At 61.1% G+C, this 15,144-nt stretch carries 15 protein-coding genes; 7 read left to right on the top strand and 8 right to left on the bottom strand.

The genetic code is table 11. The features are described 5' to 3' along the window. Positions 1-86: 86 nt before the first annotated feature. The 4 genes from CAF90_RS12820 to CAF90_RS12805 all read right to left on the bottom strand — a co-directional run bounded on the left by CAF90_RS12820 (position 87) and on the right by CAF90_RS12805 (position 4,277). On the bottom strand, positions 87-2,138 hold the full coding sequence (locus tag CAF90_RS12820) for a bifunctional diguanylate cyclase/phosphodiesterase (RefSeq protein ID WP_007953246.1): 2,052 nt from the start codon (positions 2,136-2,138) through the stop codon (positions 87-89). Between the two features lie 356 nt (positions 2,139-2,494). Next, positions 2,495-3,091, bottom strand: a complete 597-nt coding sequence (locus CAF90_RS12815) for a superoxide dismutase (protein ID WP_003227660.1) — start codon at positions 3,089-3,091, stop codon at positions 2,495-2,497. Positions 3,092-3,267: 176 nt separating this feature from the next. Then, a complete protein-coding gene (locus CAF90_RS12810) occupies positions 3,268-3,870 on the bottom strand; it encodes a LysE/ArgO family amino acid transporter (RefSeq protein WP_085606714.1) in 603 nt (200 codons plus the stop codon). A gap of 5 nt (positions 3,871-3,875) precedes the next feature. Further along, positions 3,876-4,277 carry an ACT domain-containing protein gene (locus CAF90_RS12805; protein WP_007953258.1) on the bottom strand — a complete coding sequence of 134 codons (402 nt, stop codon included), beginning with the start codon at positions 4,275-4,277 and terminating at the stop codon, positions 3,876-3,878. 96 nt (positions 4,278-4,373) lie between these two features. On the opposite strand from CAF90_RS12805, the gene CAF90_RS12800 reads away from it, so the two are divergent. The 4 genes from CAF90_RS12800 to CAF90_RS12785 all read left to right on the top strand — a co-directional run bounded on the left by CAF90_RS12800 (position 4,374) and on the right by CAF90_RS12785 (position 8,279). Beyond that, positions 4,374-5,267, top strand: coding sequence for a LysR family transcriptional regulator ArgP (locus tag CAF90_RS12800; protein WP_085606712.1), 894 nt, complete (start codon positions 4,374-4,376; stop codon positions 5,265-5,267). A gap of 54 nt (positions 5,268-5,321) precedes the next feature. Beyond that, the gene (locus CAF90_RS12795) at positions 5,322-6,314 is read left to right on the top strand and encodes an NAD(P)-dependent oxidoreductase (RefSeq protein ID WP_085606710.1); all 993 of its coding nucleotides are present in this window, start codon (positions 5,322-5,324) and stop codon (positions 6,312-6,314) included. Positions 6,315-6,430: 116 nt separating this feature from the next. Then, a complete protein-coding gene (locus tag CAF90_RS12790) occupies positions 6,431-7,306 on the top strand; it encodes an ATPase (protein ID WP_085606708.1) in 876 nt (291 codons plus the stop codon). A gap of 124 nt (positions 7,307-7,430) precedes the next feature. Beyond that, positions 7,431-8,279: a cache domain-containing protein gene (locus CAF90_RS12785; RefSeq protein WP_085606706.1), complete on the top strand. Its 849-nt coding sequence runs from the start codon at positions 7,431-7,433 to the stop codon at positions 8,277-8,279. A gap of 41 nt (positions 8,280-8,320) precedes the next feature. Here CAF90_RS12785 and CAF90_RS12780 read toward each other — a convergent pair whose 3' ends face one another. Beyond that, complete coding sequence (locus CAF90_RS12780) at positions 8,321-9,838, bottom strand: MDR family MFS transporter (RefSeq protein WP_085606704.1); 1,518 nt, start codon at positions 9,836-9,838, stop codon at positions 8,321-8,323. Positions 9,839-9,917: 79 nt separating this feature from the next. After that, a complete protein-coding gene (pobA, locus tag CAF90_RS12775; protein ID WP_371915860.1) occupies positions 9,918-11,102 on the bottom strand; it encodes a 4-hydroxybenzoate 3-monooxygenase in 1,185 nt (394 codons plus the stop codon). A 187-nt stretch (positions 11,103-11,289) separates the two neighbouring features. Between pobA and CAF90_RS12770 the strand changes: the two genes are divergently transcribed. Continuing rightward, complete coding sequence (locus CAF90_RS12770; RefSeq protein ID WP_085606700.1) at positions 11,290-12,186, top strand: helix-turn-helix domain-containing protein; 897 nt, start codon at positions 11,290-11,292, stop codon at positions 12,184-12,186. Positions 12,187-12,194: 8 nt separating this feature from the next. Here the strand turns inward: CAF90_RS12770 and CAF90_RS29570 are convergent, their stop codons facing one another. Beyond that, positions 12,195-12,371 carry a hypothetical protein gene (locus CAF90_RS29570; protein WP_007953274.1) on the bottom strand — a complete coding sequence of 59 codons (177 nt, stop codon included), beginning with the start codon at positions 12,369-12,371 and terminating at the stop codon, positions 12,195-12,197. Between the two features lie 86 nt (positions 12,372-12,457). After that, positions 12,458-13,363 carry a LysR family transcriptional regulator gene (locus CAF90_RS12760; protein WP_205350829.1) on the bottom strand — a complete coding sequence of 302 codons (906 nt, stop codon included), beginning with the start codon at positions 13,361-13,363 and terminating at the stop codon, positions 12,458-12,460. A gap of 115 nt (positions 13,364-13,478) precedes the next feature. Between CAF90_RS12760 and CAF90_RS12755 the strand changes: the two genes are divergently transcribed. Both CAF90_RS12755 and CAF90_RS12750 read left to right on the top strand, forming a co-directional pair. Further along, positions 13,479-14,357 (top strand): MBL fold metallo-hydrolase, encoded by an 879-nt coding sequence (locus tag CAF90_RS12755; protein WP_085606696.1) that lies wholly within the window; start codon positions 13,479-13,481, stop codon positions 14,355-14,357. A 46-nt stretch (positions 14,358-14,403) separates the two neighbouring features. Beyond that, positions 14,404-15,018 (top strand): NAD(P)-dependent oxidoreductase, encoded by a 615-nt coding sequence (locus CAF90_RS12750; RefSeq protein WP_085606694.1) that lies wholly within the window; start codon positions 14,404-14,406, stop codon positions 15,016-15,018. Positions 15,019-15,144: the final 126 nt, after the last annotated feature.

Raw genomic sequence — 15,144 nt, 5'->3', positions numbered from 1 at the left:
TCCTATTTGCGTGGGGGTTGCGCTGGATCAACAGGGTAGACCACGCCCGGCGGATCAAGGGTTTTGCCGGGCTTCGCAGGGAGATTTCAGAGGATGGCCGCGTTGCTGCGCTGGGCCTGCTTGAGATAAACGCTCAGCTCGCGCGCCGGCAGCGGTTTGCTGTAGTGGTAACCCTGACCTTCGTGGCAGCCTTCGGAGATGATGTAGGTTTCCTGTTCGGCGGTTTCCACGCCCTCGGCGATCACCTGCATGCCCAGGCTCTTGCCCAGTTGAATGATGGCGCGAACGATGGTCGCGTCATCGTCGTCATCCAGCAGGTCCTGGACGAAGCTCTTGTCGATCTTGATCTTGTCCAGCGGCAGACTCTTGAGATAACTCAGTGAGGAGTAGCCGGTGCCGAAGTCGTCGATGGCGATCAGTGCGCCGGAGCGGCGCAGGCTCAGCAGGTGCTGGGCGGCGGTGCTGATGTCTTCCATCAGGCCGGTTTCGGTGACTTCCAGCTCCAGGCTCCGGGGTGGCAGGCGGTACATCTGCAACAGATTGTTGACCACCCGTGGCAGCTCGGCGTGGTGCAGTTGCACGGTGGACAGGTTGACCGCCATGCGCAGGTCGACGAAGCCCTGATCGTGCCAGTCGCGCAGTTGCTTGCAGGCCTGATCCAGCACCCACTCGCCGATGGCGATGATGGTGCCGTTCTGCTCGGCCAGCGGGATGAACAGGTCCGGCGGCACCAGCCCGTGTTCCGGATGCTGCCAGCGGATCAGGGCTTCGACGCCGACCACGCGATGATCGCGGTAGCTGATCTGCGGCTGATAGACGAGGTAGAACTGATCGCGCAGCAAGGCGTCGCGCAGGTCTTTTTCCAGTTCGCGACGGCGGCGCATCTCGCTGTCGACGCTGGCGATATAGAACTGGTAGCGGTTGCGCGAGCGGGTCTTGGCCAGGGTCATGGTCTGCTCGGCTTTCTGCAACAGCTTCTCGGTGCTGTCGCCATCCTCCGGGAACAGGGTGATGCCGATGGTCGCGCGCAGGCGGATTTCCTGATGGTCGAGGGCGAACGGCGCTTCCAGGTCATCGAGAATGCTTTGCGCGAGTTCCGCCGCTTCGTAAGGCTGTTCGATATCGGCCTGCACCAGCGCGAACTGGTCACCGCCGAGACGGGCGAGTGCGCCGAGGCGACCGCTGTGGGCGCGTAGGCGGTCAGCCAGCGCCAGCAACAACTGGTCGCCGGTCTGGTAGCTGAATTGTTCGTTGATGCCTTTGAAGTCATCCAGTCCGACACACAACACCGCAACCCGACGCTGCAGCTTGCCGGCATCCACCAAAATCTTGTCCAGTTGCTGCTGAAGTTGCTGGCGGTTTGGCAGGCCGGTGAGGAAATCGTACTGGGCCATGCGCAGCAGGCTGTTTTCCGCTTCGTGGCGCAGGTGGGTGTTGCGTTCGATGGATTCGAGCAACTGGTTGGCGGTGTTGATCCAGATACCCAGTTCGTTTTTCTCGTGGCCCTTGAGCTGTGGAATCTTGTGTTCGCTGGGGCGGTCCGGGTTGATCTCGGTGAGGTGTTCGATGATCCGCGACAGCGGTTTGGTCAGCAACCAGTGATAGACCAGGTACAGCACCAGGCCCATGGCTAAAGCGCGTAACACGCCGGAAATGAAGATGATCACCGAGCTGACGATGAACCCCTGCCCGTAGGTGGCGGTGTCGAGGGTGATGCTCAGGTCGCCGTAATATTCGCTGTAGGGGCCGCGTCCCACCAGTTGGGTGGTGAAGGTGCGTTCCTGGCCAAGAATCAGGTCGGTCAGCCAGCGGCTGTTGGAATGCTGCAGCTCACGCGACTTTTGCGCGAGCATCGCTTCGTTGGGATGGCCGATGGAGGCCTGGCGCACGGCGTCGTCCTGGAACAGGCCTTCGATCACCTGCATGCCCATCTCCCGGTCCAGGCTGTAGACCGCCTGGGTAGAGGGATCGCGGAACATGTCGAGGATGCGTTCGGCATCGCCGGCGACGGCCTGGCGTGTTTTATAGGCATCGAAAACGATCTGCGCGCAGCTCAAGACCACGCCGACGATCAATGCCGACAGGAGCACGACCCGGAGCAACTTCACCGACAAGCTGTTCTTGAGTTCCAGCTTCAAAGGGTTATTCCTTGTTCCGTGCGGGTAGCGTCAAGTTGCCATGAGTATTGGCAATCCCGTGTTGGCAGTCAAAGGGACAATCGAGCCGCGGAAAATTTGTCCGTGGCCTTGGCCGAAATGCTGCTGTCTGGAGTATTTGCCCTATTTGTACTGTGTCGGTAGTTTTGGCCTCCAACTTGAGGGGCGTCGGACAATTTTTCCTCTTTTGATGGTAGTTCGCCGTGGCTTGGGAGCAAGGCGAGAAGGGCTGCTTTGCGTGTGGGAAAAGGCCCTGTTTGTGATGGGACGCACCCTCGATGATTTCTGCGGGCAGAAAAAAACCCGGCAATAGCCGGGTTTTTTGTCTGGCGTGCAGCTTAAGCGGTGAAGGTCTTGCCTTCGAACTGCTCGGCCACGAACTTCCAGTTGACCAGGTTCCAGAACGCCTCGACGTACTTAGGACGCAGGTTACGGTAGTCGATGTAGTAGGCGTGTTCCCACACGTCGCAGGTCAGCAGCGGGGTGTCGCCGCTGGTCAGCGGGTTGCCGGCGCCGATGGTGCTGGCCAGAGCCAGGGAACCGTCAGCCTTTTTCACCAGCCAGCCCCAGCCGGAACCGAAGGTGCCGATCGAGGTTTTGCTGAACTCTTCCTTGAACTTGTCGAACGAACCGAAAGCCGCGTTGATGGCTTCAGCCAGTGCGCCGGTTGGTTGACCGCCGGCGTTTGGCGCCAGGCAGTTCCAGTAGAAGGTGTGGTTCCAGACCTGAGCGGCGTTGTTGAAGATGCCGCCCGAGGAAGTCTTGACGATTTCTTCCAGGGTCTTGCCTTCGAACTCGGTGCCTGGCACCAGGTTGTTCAGGTTCACGACGTAGGTGTTGTGGTGCTTGTCGTGGTGGAATTCCAGGGTTTCCTTGGAAATGTGCGGCTGCAGGGCATCGTGTGCGTAAGGCAGCGGCGGCAATTCGAAAGCCATGATGATTCTCCTAATCAGGTCTGTTGCGGTGAGCGCAAGGCCGATCACGGGCGGCCAGAAATGCACCGGCGAGTTTTTACTCTTTGCGGCGCAGGGTTCGGATCATAGCACCGGGGGTGCGGCTTAACCACGCAACAACTGTGTGGGATAGAGGTTCCAGAGCTGTTTGGAATAAATCATGAAGCCAATATCAATTGCCCTGCCACCGTGAACATCATCACTGCCACCAACAGATCAAGAATCCGCCACGTACTCGGCCGTGCCAGCCACGGTGCGAGCCATGCCGCGCCGAACGCCAGGGTGAAGAACCACAGCAGCGAAGCACTCGCCGCGCCCACAACATAAGCGCCGGGCACCGACTGTTGCGCACCGAGAGAACCGATCAGCAGAACGGTGTCGAGATAGACGTGCGGGTTGAGCAACGTCACCGCCAGTGCGCTGAGCATCACCGCGCGCAGAGAACGCACGGTCTGGTTTTCACCCTGTTGCAGGCTCTGTTTCGAAAACGCCCTGCGCAGCGCTTGGCTGCCGTACCAGATCAGGAAGATTGCGCCGCCCCAGCGGGCGACCGCCAGCAAGGTCGGGTTTTGCGCCAGCACCGTGGCCAGACCGAAAACACCTGCCGCCACCAGCAACGCATCGCAGGCGACGCACAGCGCCGCGACCGGCAGGTGATGTTCACGCCGCAGGCTCTGGGCCAGTACAAAAGCATTCTGGGTGCCGATCGCCATGATCAGCCCGAACGCCACCAGCAAACCGTTGGTATAGCTTTGCCACATGACGGTTACTCCGCGTTGGCTGCGAGATCGCGCAGCACTTGCATGGCGCGTTCGGCGTCGGCCTGACCGACGAACAAATGGTCGTGGTAGTAGCCGGCAATCACGTTGCAGCTGATGCCGGCCTTGCCCAGTGCGGTGGCAAATGCGGCAGTCAGGCCGACGGCTTCCAGCGCCGAATGCACGTTCAACGTGATCCAGGCTGCGACGTAGTCGAAGCTGAAACCGGCGCGCTCGGCGTGGGAACGTTCGAGAATCACCGTCAGGCCTTCCTGTTCACGGAAGCTGCCTACGACCTCTAGACCGCTCGGCAACTGGCCGTCGCGCAAGGTGCAGAACACGTATTCGCCGGCATTGAGCTGCGGGCTCATGCTGCGCAGCAGGGTGGTCAATGAGGTTTCGCCAGCCATGGTGGTGGTCCTTGATAAAGAGTGCTTGCTGGCTATTCTCCCGGTTGACGCTGTATAAGAAAAACCAATAGTGCTGATCGCTCATTAGGAAAACTGATGTTCGACTACAAATTGCTTTCTGCTCTGGCCGCAGTGGTCGAGCAAGCCGGATTTGAACGGGCGGCGCAGGTGCTGGGCCTTTCGCAATCGGCGATTTCCCAGCGGATCAAATTGCTGGAGGCGCGAGTCGGCCAGCCGGTTTTGGTGCGTGGCACGCCGCCGTCGCCGACCGAGATTGGCCGGCGCCTGCTCAACCATGTGCAGCAGGTGCGCCTGCTTGAACGGGATTTGCAGACGCTGGTGCCGGCGCTGGACGAAGAGGGCTTGCCGGAGCGCCTGCGTATCGCCCTGAATGCCGACAGCCTCGCCACCTGGTGGGCCGAGGCGGTGGGCGACTTCTGCGCCGAACAACATCTGTTGCTCGATCTGATCGTCGAAGACCAGACCGTCGGCCTCAAGCGCATGCGCGCCGGTGAAGTGGCCGGTTGCCTGTGCGCCAGTGAGCGTCCGGTGGCAGGCGCGCGCAGCGTGCTGCTCGGAGCGATGCGCTATCGGGCGCTGGCCAGTCCGGCGTTCATTGAGCGGCATTTTCCCGATGGCGTGCGGGCCGAACAATTGCCGCGCACCCCGGCGCTGGTGTTTGGCCCGGACGATTTTCTGCAGCATCGTTACCTCGCCTCTCTTGGCGTCGATGGCGGTTTCGAGCATCACCTGTGCCCGTCGTCCGAAGGTTTCATCCGCCTGACCGAAGCCGGGCTCGGCTGGGGACTGGTGCCGGAATTGCAGGTGCGCGAGCAACTGGAGCGCGGCGTACTGCGCGAACTGTTGCCAGATAAACCGATCGACGTGCCCTTGTACTGGCATCATTGGCGCAATGGCGGTCAGTTGCTCGGGCTGTTGACCGAACAATTGGTGCGCTCGTCGGCGCAATGGCTGGTGCCGTTGGACTGACGGGCAGCGTCAAGACTCACGAATCAGGCAAAACGAAAGACAGCGGAGCTCTACATGAAAATTCTGGTCACCGGCGCAAGCGGCTTCATTGGCGGACGCTTTGCGCGTTTCGCCCTGGAGCAAGGCCTGGACGTGCGGGTCAACGGTCGCCGGGCCGAGGGTGTCGAGCATCTGGTGCGTCGCGGCGCCGAGTTCGTTCAAGGCGATTTGAGCGATCCGGATCTGGTGCGTGCGCTGTGCAGCGATGTCGAAGCCGTGGTGCATTGCGCCGGCGCGGTCGGCTTGTGGGGCCGGTATCAGGACTTCCATCAGGGCAACGTGCAAGTCACCGAAAACGTGGTCGAGGCCTGCCTCAAGCAACGGGTTCGGCGGCTGGTGCATCTGTCGTCGCCCTCGATCTACTTTGACGGTCGCGACCATCTCGGCCTGACCGAAGAGCAAGTGCCCAAGCGCTTCAAGCATCACTACGCCGCGACCAAATACCTGGCCGAGCAAAAGGTCTTCGGCGCCCAGGAATTCGGTCTCGAAACCCTCGCCCTGCGCCCGCGTTTCGTCACCGGCGCCGGCGACATGAGCATCTTTCCGCGCTTGCTGAACATGCAGCGCAAGGGCCGTCTGGCAATCATCGGCAACGGTCTGAACAAGGTCGATTTCACCAGCGTGCACAACCTCAATGAAGCGTTGCTCAGCAGTCTGCTGGCCGATACTTCCGCGCTGGGCAAGGCCTACAACATCAGCAACGGCGCCCCGGTGCCGCTGTGGGATGTGGTCAATTACGTGATGCGCAAGATGGAAGTCCCACAGGTCACCAAGTACCGTTCCTACGGACTGGCCTACAGCGTGGCGGCGCTTAACGAAGGTGTGTGCAAGCTCTGGCCCGGGCGTCCCGAGCCGACCCTGTCGCGCCTGGGCATGCAGGTGATGAACAAAAATTTCACCCTCGACATCAGTCGCGCCCGGCATTATCTGGACTACGATCCGAAAGTCAGTCTGTGGACGGCCCTCGATGAGTTCTGTGGCTGGTGGAAGGCCCAGGACATTCGTTGATACGAATCTGCCGGCCGGCACTGAACCGCGCCACGGCTTGAGGGTCAACCCCAGCGGCCGCGGGGTTTATACTTCGCCCCAATCTGCCATCACCGCGTTTCACAAAGGTTGCCTCAATGTCCATGCGTAACGATGCCCACGACGATTTCGACGATGTACCGAGCCTGCGCGCCGATACCCTCGATGACGACGATTTTCCGGCCACCGCCCGCACCACCTTGCATTCGCGCACGCCGCCGGTGGTCAAGGTCAAAGCCGCCAGCACCGGGCCGTTGTGGGCACTGGTCGGCGCATTGTTCTTCGCCTTCATCGGTCTGGCCTGGTGGAGCTTCCAGCAGATTTCGCTGATGGAGCAGCAACTGGTGGCGACCCAGGAAAGTTTCGCGCGCATCAGTGAGGAAGCAGCGGGGCGCTTGCAGGACATTTCCGGCAAGGTCGTGGCCAGCCAGACCAACGTCACCACCGACAGCGAAGCCCTGAAGCTGCAGATCAAACAGCTGCAAAGCGCGCTTCAGGATCAGAGCAAACAGCAGCAGGGCGTGGCCGGGCAGGCGACGGATCTGGACAAGCGCCTGGCGCAGATGACCGCCCAGACCACCGAACAACAGAACGCCAACACCCAGTTGCAAGCCCAGGTCAAAGCCCTGAGCGCCGAACTGGCCACGCTGAAAAGCACCCCGGCCGACACCAGCAAGCTTGACGCCCAGCTCAAGAGCTTCGATGCACAGGTGAAGGGTTTCGATGCGCAGTTCAAGAGCCTCGGTGCCGACATCACGGCCCTGAAGAAACAAAGTGGGTCGAACCCTGCAATCGATCGTCTGGAGCAGGAAATCGTCATCCTCAAAAGCGAGCAGGACAACCGTCCGGCCGCTGCGCAGGGCGGCACCAACACTGCCGAGTTCGATGCCTTCCGTGGGCAGATGACCCGCAACATCAACACCCTGCAAGCGCAGATCCAGAACCTGCAGCAGCAACTCAACGCCCGTCCGTAAGCCTCTTGTGTGGCGAGGGAATGAACGCCCTCGCCACAGCAACATTCAGAAGCTTTCTGAATATCCATACATGCCTTCAGGCCGTCTACGCTCTTGAAACACCAACAAGAACGAGGGATGCGTCATGGGGTTTGTGCACAAGCTGGCCTGGCTCGGCGCGGTGCTGCTGTTGAGTTTCGGTCAGGCCAACGCGGCCACCACGGAAAAAGACGACAGCAAGGCCGCCATCGCCTTGCTGGAAAAGGCTCTGGCCTATTACCACGACAACGGCGACAAGGCGTTCGCGGCGTTCAGCCGACAGGGCGAATTCGTCGACAAGGACCGTTACGTGTTCGTGGTCGACACCAAGGGCGTGATGCTCGCCAGCGGTGGGCCGTCGTCGGCATTGATCGGTCGCGACGTCAGCGAAGTCCTCGGGCCGGACTTGCAGAAGTCCTTCAAGGACGCCTTGAAAGTGCCGGAAGGCAACGGCATCCAGCAGGCCGAATACCGCTGGCAGAACTGGTCCGACGGCAAGGTCGAGCGCAAGCACGTTTACTATCAACGCATCGGTCAGCGGATTCTGGCGGTGGGTTATTACCTGCCGCGTGCGTCGGCAGAACAGGCGAAAGCGTTGCTCGACAAAGCGGCCACCGATTTGACCAAGGACGAGAAGGGCACGCTGTCCGCAATCAACTCGCTCAAGGGTGGTTACCTGCAGGACGACCTGTATGTGTTCGTGGTCAATCTCGACAACCGGCGCTACGTCGCCCACGGCACCAACCTGCGGTTGATCAACACCGATTTCGCCAAGGTCGATGACCCGGAAGGCAAACCGGTGGGCGAACCGATTCTGGCGCTGATCGGCAAACAGGATGAGGGCGAGTACGAGTACCGCTGGAAAAACCCGGTGACCGGCAAGGTCGAGGACAAGCATGCCTACCTGAAGAAGGTCGGGAACATGCTGGTGGCGGTCGGTTATTACAGTGCTTGATTGCTGAAAGCTCCCACGCCGCGCGTGGGAGCTTTCAGCAATCAGCGGGCGCCGTGTTCACGGCCCCGCAGCAACCGGTTCGGCATCGCAATCGCCGCCGCCAGCCCGAGCAGCGACACCGCCGCGCTGACCATCAGCAAATGCCGGAACGTCACCAGCAGTTCGGCACGCAAGGCATTCTTCGCATCGCCGGGCGCCGCGTTCAGGCCATCGAGCAGCACGTTACCGGAATGCCCTTCGCTCATCAGCGAGCTGCCGGCCAGGTGGGCGAAACTGGAATCCTGCAACAATGCCAGCAACAGCGCCGACATCAATGCCACGCCCACCGCGCCGCCCAGGGAGCGGAACAGGTTGGTGGTGCTGGTGGCGACGCCGATGTCCTTTTGCTCCACCGAATTCTGCGTACCGACCAGAGAGGTCGGGAACTGCATGCCACCGGCGATCCCGCTGAGCAACATGAACAGGCTGCTGACCAGAGTCGCATCGGGCGGGCTGAAGGCCATGCCGAGGATCGAGATCGGCATCAGCAGCGCGCCGGTCAGAATCTGCGGTTTGTAGCGCCCGGTAATCGAGGTGCGACGTCCGGCGAAATACGCGCCGATCGGCAAACCCATCGCCAGCGGCAGCAGGTGCAATGAAGCGCTGTCGGCCCCGGCGCCGGTCACGCTCTGAAAGCGCAGCGGCATCAGCACAATCAGGGAAATCGCCTGGAAGCTGCAAAAGAAAATCGTGCACCAGCACAGCAGGGCGCTGCGGTTGGTGAACAGGTGCATCGGCAGCAACGGCTCCCGGGCGCGCCGCTCATGCCAGACGAACACCGCCAAAACCGCCACCGCGCAAGCGAACAGACCGAGCACTTCGCTGCTTCGCCACGCATGCCCCTGGCCGACCTGAGTGATCGCCAGCAACAGCGCGGTCAGGCCGATGATCATCAGCAGCGTGCCGAGGTAGTCGATGATTGGTTTGCGCTGGGGAATCGGCAGGCCGATCAGGTTGCGTCGCGCCACCCAGTAAGCGCCGAGGCCCAACGGCAGGTTGATCAGAAACACCCAGCGCCACGACAGGTACTCGGTCATGTAACCGCCGAGCACCGGGCCGGCGACGCTGGCCACCGCGTACATGCTGCTGAAATAACCCTGATAACGCCCGCGTTCGCGAGGCGGCACGATGTCGCCGATGATCGCCTGGCTCACCGAAATCATCCCGCCGGCGCCGATGCCCTGGAAAATCCGCGCCAGCACCAGTTGCTCCATGCTCTGGGCCATGCCGCAGAACAGCGAGGCGAGGGTGAACAGGCCCATGCCGAACAGCATCAGTTTGCGCCGCCCGTACAGGTCACCGAGCTTGCCGTAGATCGGCACCGCCACGGTCATCGCCACCATGTAGCCGGAAATCACCCAGGCCAGCAGGCTGACGTCCTTGAACTGGGCGGAGATGGCCGGCATGGAAACGGCGACGATGGTCTGGTCCAGCGCACCGAGAAAGATCGCCATCATCAGCGCGACCAGCACGCTGCGAATGGCCGGTTTGGGCGTTTCGGGATGGTTGAGATTGGTCACGGGCAAAACCTGCGGGCAGTGAGTGTCCCGCAGATCGCCAGGCGAGCGGGGATGCTCGCCAGTGTAAGTCGGTAGCAGGCTATTCGATAGCCTCATAAGGAAGCCCGACGTAATTTTCTGCAATGGTTTTTTGCCCCGCCTCTGAGCTGACAAAGTAGTCCAGTTCCGAAGCGCAGATCCGCTGGCTGAAATCATCATGCTCGTCGAAGCGGTGCAGCATCGAGGTCATCCACCAGGAAAACCGCTCGGCTTTCCACACCCGGCGCAGGCAGATCTCCGAGTATTTCTCCAGCAAGTCAGTGCGACCTTCGCGGTAAACCTTCAGCAGAATCCTGAACAGCGTGCTGACATCGCTGGCCGCCAGATTCAGACCTTTGGCACCGGTCGGCGGAACGATGTGCGCCGCATCCCCGACCAGAAACATCCGCCCGTACTGCATTGGCTCGACCACAAAACTGCGCAGCGGCGCGATGCTCTTTTCAATCGACGGACCGGTCACCAGTTTCTGCGCCAGTTCCTCCGGCAGACGATTGCGCAGTTCATCCCAGAAACGCTGATCCGACCAGTCATCGACGTTTTCTTCGGCCGGCACTTGCAGGTAATAACGGGTGCGAGTCGCCGACCGCATGCTGCACAGCGCGAAGCCGCGCTCGTGGCGGGCGTAGACCAGTTCATTGTGAATCGGTGGCGTGTCGGCGAGAATCCCCAGCCAGCCAAACGGATAAACCCGTTCGAAGACTTTCAGGCAGTCCTCGGGAATCGACTGTCGGGCCACGCCGTGGAAACCGTCGCAACCGGCGATGTAGTCGCAATCGACGCGCCAGATTTCGCCGTCTTTTTCGAAGGTGACATAGGCTTCGTCGCTTTTCATGCCACAGGGAACGACATGGCTGGCTTCATAGATTGTCTGTCCGCCGGTCTCCCGACGAGCGGCCATCAGGTCGCGGGTGACCTCGGTCTGGCCGTAGACCATCACGGTTTTTCCACCGGTCAGGGCTTGCAGATCGATGTGGATCCGGCGCCCGTCGAGGGCCAGTTCGAAACCACCGTGCACCAGCCCTTCGGCATCCATCCGCTGACCTACGCCAGCCTCGCGCAACAGCTCTACCATGCCTTGTTCAAGCACGCCGGCGCGGATTCGGCCGAGCACATAGTCAGGTGTCTGGCGCTCCAGAATCAGGGTGTCGATGCCGGCGTTGTGCAACAGTTGGCCGAGCAATAATCCGGACGGACCGGCGCCGATGATGGCGACTTGGGTTTTCAGCGTTTTCATTGTTTTTATGACTCGCAAGCTTCACGCGACAACGGCCGGTGAATGATTTTCAGGATTCGAGTGCTTGCATTTTTCCCTTGCGGGTCTGTCAATTGAAGGTGAAAACTGAGCCGATACCTGTACATTCTGCCAATCGGTGCGATTATCGCCCGCAAACCTCGAGGCCTGGATTGAAGTGATGAACAAGCCTGACCTGCCTTCGATTCCGGTGTTCAAGCTCTACGGTGAAAGCCTGGACTGGCCGACCCCTGACTTGCTGCACTGTGAAACCATTTCCAAACGCAGCCGCGAACACCAATGGGAAATCAAACCCCACCGCCACGCCGATTTGTGCCAGTTGCTCTTCGTATTCAAAGGTCAGGCAGAGCTTGAAATCGAAGGCCAACGCACGCAACTGAATGAAGCCGCGATCCAGATCCTGCCGCCGTTATCGGTGCATGGATTCCGTTTTTCCGAGGACGTCGAAGGATTCGTCGTCACCCTCGCCACACCTTTGATCAACCATTTGCAGGCGCAACTGGGCAGCGCGGTGCAGGCCCTGGCCCAGGCCGATAGCTACCCGGCGGGCAAGGACGCGGAGTACCTCAACAGTCTGTTTGCTGCGTTGCAGGCCGAGTACAACGGCCATCAACCGGCGCGGGAAATGCTCATGCATTCGCTGGTCAGCGTGATCATGGTCTGGGTCAGCCGTCAGGCGATCCACCGCCACAACGCCACGCAACGCCCGCAGCGTCAGCGCGAATACCTCAACGGGTTCATTCAACTGGTGGAGGAAACCTACCGCCAGCACGTCAAGGTCGAAGACCTGGCCCATCGCCTGGGGATTTCCGTCTCGCACCTCAACGGCACCTGCCGTGAACTGGCGGGGCAGCCGGCGTTGCAGATCATGCACGAGCGTCAGTTGCTGGAAGCCAAGCGTCTGCTGACGTACACCAGCATGACCATTTACGAGATGTCCGAGGTGTTGGGGTTTTCCGATCCGACCAACTTCACGCGCCTGTTCCGGCGTCGGGTGGGGATCTCGCCAAAGGCGTTCCGCGACCGCTTGAAGGCCGAGCAGAACGACGACGCCTGAGCCTTGTATCAGCGCAGGGCGTTGAGGGTGGCGTTGTGAGGGATGCAGCGCTCGAAGTTGCAGCTCGCGTACTCACGGGGCAGTTGCCGCAACTGCTCCACGCGCCATGCCGCGGTGCCGTACAGCGCCAGCGTGGCCGCGCAGGTGATGAAAATCGCGAGGTATCTTCTTGTTCTGGTGTTCATGGCGTTGACCTCTGAACGAATACCCTTGGGTACTACTTTCAGCATAGGTCAGCGCCGTGGAGTTGCCAGCGGCTCTGCGAACAGGATTACAGCCCAATATCCCACTGCGGGTTTTCGGGAAAACGCTGCACCAGAAAATCCAGCATGCAGCGCAGCGCCGCCGGCATGTGCTTGCGCGAGGCATAGACGGCGTAGATGTTCATCTGCCGAGGCTCGGCGTGGGGCAGCAGGCGAACCAGTTCGCCGCTGTGTACATGCACCCCGGCCTGATAGGTCGGTAGCATCGCCACCCCGGCGCCGGCCAGGGTCGCGCGCAGCAGGGTGCTGGCCTCGTTGGCGCTGATGTTGCCCTGCACCGGCACCGAGACCGGTTCGCCATCCTCCTCGAAATGCCACAGGCTCTTGCCGAAATAGGAATGGGTCAGGCAGTTGTGCCGGCTCAGATCTTCTACGCGCTGCGGCTGCGGATGTTCCTGCAGATAGGCGGGTGCGGCGCAGACCACCGAACGGCAGACCGTCAGGCGCCGGGCGATCAGATTCGGATCGAGGTCGTTGCTGGTGCGGATCGCCAGGTCGATGCGCTCGTCCACCAGGTTCACGGTGCGATCGAGCATTTGCAGATCGATGTTCACCCCCGGATACGCTTTGACGAACGCCGCCATGGCATCGGCCAGTTGCGCCTGGCCGAACGAGGTGCTGACGCTGATCCGCAGTAAACCCCGTGGTGCATCGGCAGGTTCGCTGACGGCGGCCTGCATGTCGCCGGACAGCTCCAGCATCTGCCGGCAGCGCGGCAGGATTTCGTTGCCGGCGGCGGTCAGGCTCAACTTGCGCGTGGTGCGGTGCATCAGGCGCGCGCCGACCCAGTCTTCCAGTTCCGCCAGATAGCGCGACACCACCGGCCGCGACAGGTCCAGGTGATCGGCCGCCGCCGATTGGCTGCCCAGATCCACCACCGTGACAAACACCCGCATTGCTTGGAGACGATCCATGATTTGCCCGCTTTCAGAAACAAACTATGTTCAAGCATCGCATTTTTTGTAACGAGTCTGGCAACTAAGCTCTGTCCCCATCGCCAAGCACGGCATTCGAACAGCGGAGCAACCCATGATCGGCTTCACCACCCTCAAGCGCGTTTTACTGGCCACCGCCACCCTCGGTTTTGCTGCCCATGCAGCGGCCGCGAATCTGACCCTCGACGTTTACAACCCGGGCAGCAATGCGATCTTCCCGGTGACTTCGGTGCTGGTCAGCGGCGAGAAGGACGCGATTCTGGTGGACGCGCAGTTCGGCAAATCCCAGGCCGAGCAAGTGGTGGAAAAGATCCGCGCCAGCGGCAAGCAACTGACCACTATCTACATCAGCCACGGTGACCCGGATTACTACTTCGGTCTCGACACCCTGACCAAAGCCTTCCCGGATGCCAAGGTGCTGGCCTCGCAACCGACCGTTGATCACATCAAACAAACCGTCGACGGTAAACTCGCCTTCTGGGGCCCGAAAATGGGCGCCGACGTGCCGGCCAAAACCATCGTGCCGGGCGTGCTCAAGGGCGACAGCCTGATGCTCGAAGGGCAGAAACTGCAGGTGGTCGGCCTGGAAGGCAAACAACCGGATCGCAGCTTCGTGTGGATTCCTTCGTTGAAAGCCGTGGTCGGCGGTGTGGTTGTCGCCGAGAACATCCACGTGTGGATGGCCGACACCCAGACCGCGCAATCCCACGCCGACTGGCTGGAAACCCTGCACTCGATCGAAACCCTGAAACCGAAAACCGTGGTGCCGGGTCACTACCTGGGTGACAGCGCCCGTTCGCTGGCGGCCGTGAAATTCACCGCCGACTACATCAAGGCGTTCGATGCCGAAACCGCCAAGGCCAAGGACTCTGCCGCGCTGATCGCCGCGATGAAAAAACGCTACCCGACACTGGGCGAAGAAAGCTCGCTGGAGCTGAGCGCCAAAGTCGCCAAGGGCGAAATGCAGTGGTAACCCGATTCTGAAAAACGCAGCACTCTCAAGCCAACTGGAGAATGTCATGAGCAAGATCGCAATCATTGGTGCCACCGGCCGTGCCGGCAGCCAACTGCTGGAAGAAGCCCTGCGTCGCGGCCATAGCGTCACCGCCATCGCTCGGGATACCTCGAAGATCGGCGCCCACGCCGGTGTGGTCAGCAAGAATGTCGACGTGCTGGACGCCGCCGCGTTGCAGGACGCCGTCGCCGGTCACGATGTGGTGATCAGCGCCGCGCATTTCGCCACGGTACCGGCCAGCGCGCTGATCGGCCCGGTGAAACAGGCCGGGGTGAAACGTCTGCTTGTGGTCGGTGGTGCCGGTTCGCTGTTGCTGCCGGACGGCACTCGCGTGATCGACAGCGCCGGTTTCCCGGCCGAGTACAAGGCTGAGGCCAGTGCTGGTGCGGCGTTCCTTGATGCGCTGCGTCAGGAGAAGGAACTGGACTGGACGTTCCTGTCGCCTTCGGCGCTGTTTGTCGAAGGCGAGCGCACCGGCAAGTTCCGTGTCGGCAAGGATGACTTGCTGGTGAGTGCTGATGGTCAGAGCTCGATTACCTTTGCCGATTACGCGATTGCGCTGATCGACGAAGTGGAAACGCCGAAGCATTCGCGTCAGCGGTTTACGGTCGGTTACTGACCGTATTGATCGTTCCCACGTCGAGGCGTCGAACCGTCCGCGTGGGAACGCCTCATTGGACGCTCCGCGTCCGCTTCGGCATGGGACGCGGAGCGTCCCGAGCTGCATTCCCACGCGGAGCGTGGG

The organism is Pseudomonas sp. B37(2017), assembly GCF_002112885.1.
GTDB lineage: Bacteria > Pseudomonadota > Gammaproteobacteria > Pseudomonadales > Pseudomonadaceae > Aquipseudomonas > Aquipseudomonas paraglycinae.
This window is presented reverse-complemented; position numbering and strand designations above follow the sequence as displayed.

Bases quoted from the DNA above. Each gene is read 5' to 3' on its own strand.
- CAF90_RS12760 (WP_205350829.1), bottom strand. From the start codon at position 13,363: ATGGATCGTCTCCAAGCAATGCGGGTGTTTGTCACGGTGGTGGATCTG.
- CAF90_RS12755 (WP_085606696.1), top strand. From the start codon at position 13,479: ATGATCGGCTTCACCACCCTCAAGCGCGTTTTACTGGCCACCGCCACC.
- CAF90_RS12805 (WP_007953258.1), bottom strand. From the start codon at position 4,277: ATGGCTGGCGAAACCTCATTGACCACCCTGCTGCGCAGCATGAGCCCG.
- CAF90_RS12750 (WP_085606694.1), top strand. From the start codon at position 14,404: ATGAGCAAGATCGCAATCATTGGTGCCACCGGCCGTGCCGGCAGCCAA.
- CAF90_RS12785 (WP_085606706.1), top strand. From the start codon at position 7,431: ATGGGGTTTGTGCACAAGCTGGCCTGGCTCGGCGCGGTGCTGCTGTTG.
- CAF90_RS12800 (WP_085606712.1), top strand. From the start codon at position 4,374: ATGTTCGACTACAAATTGCTTTCTGCTCTGGCCGCAGTGGTCGAGCAA.
- CAF90_RS29570 (WP_007953274.1), bottom strand. From the start codon at position 12,371: ATGAACACCAGAACAAGAAGATACCTCGCGATTTTCATCACCTGCGCG.
- CAF90_RS12810 (WP_085606714.1), bottom strand. From the start codon at position 3,870: ATGTGGCAAAGCTATACCAACGGTTTGCTGGTGGCGTTCGGGCTGATC.
- CAF90_RS12815 (WP_003227660.1), bottom strand. From the start codon at position 3,091: ATGGCTTTCGAATTGCCGCCGCTGCCTTACGCACACGATGCCCTGCAG.
- CAF90_RS12795 (WP_085606710.1), top strand. From the start codon at position 5,322: ATGAAAATTCTGGTCACCGGCGCAAGCGGCTTCATTGGCGGACGCTTT.
- CAF90_RS12770 (WP_085606700.1), top strand. From the start codon at position 11,290: ATGAACAAGCCTGACCTGCCTTCGATTCCGGTGTTCAAGCTCTACGGT.
- CAF90_RS12790 (WP_085606708.1), top strand. From the start codon at position 6,431: ATGTCCATGCGTAACGATGCCCACGACGATTTCGACGATGTACCGAGC.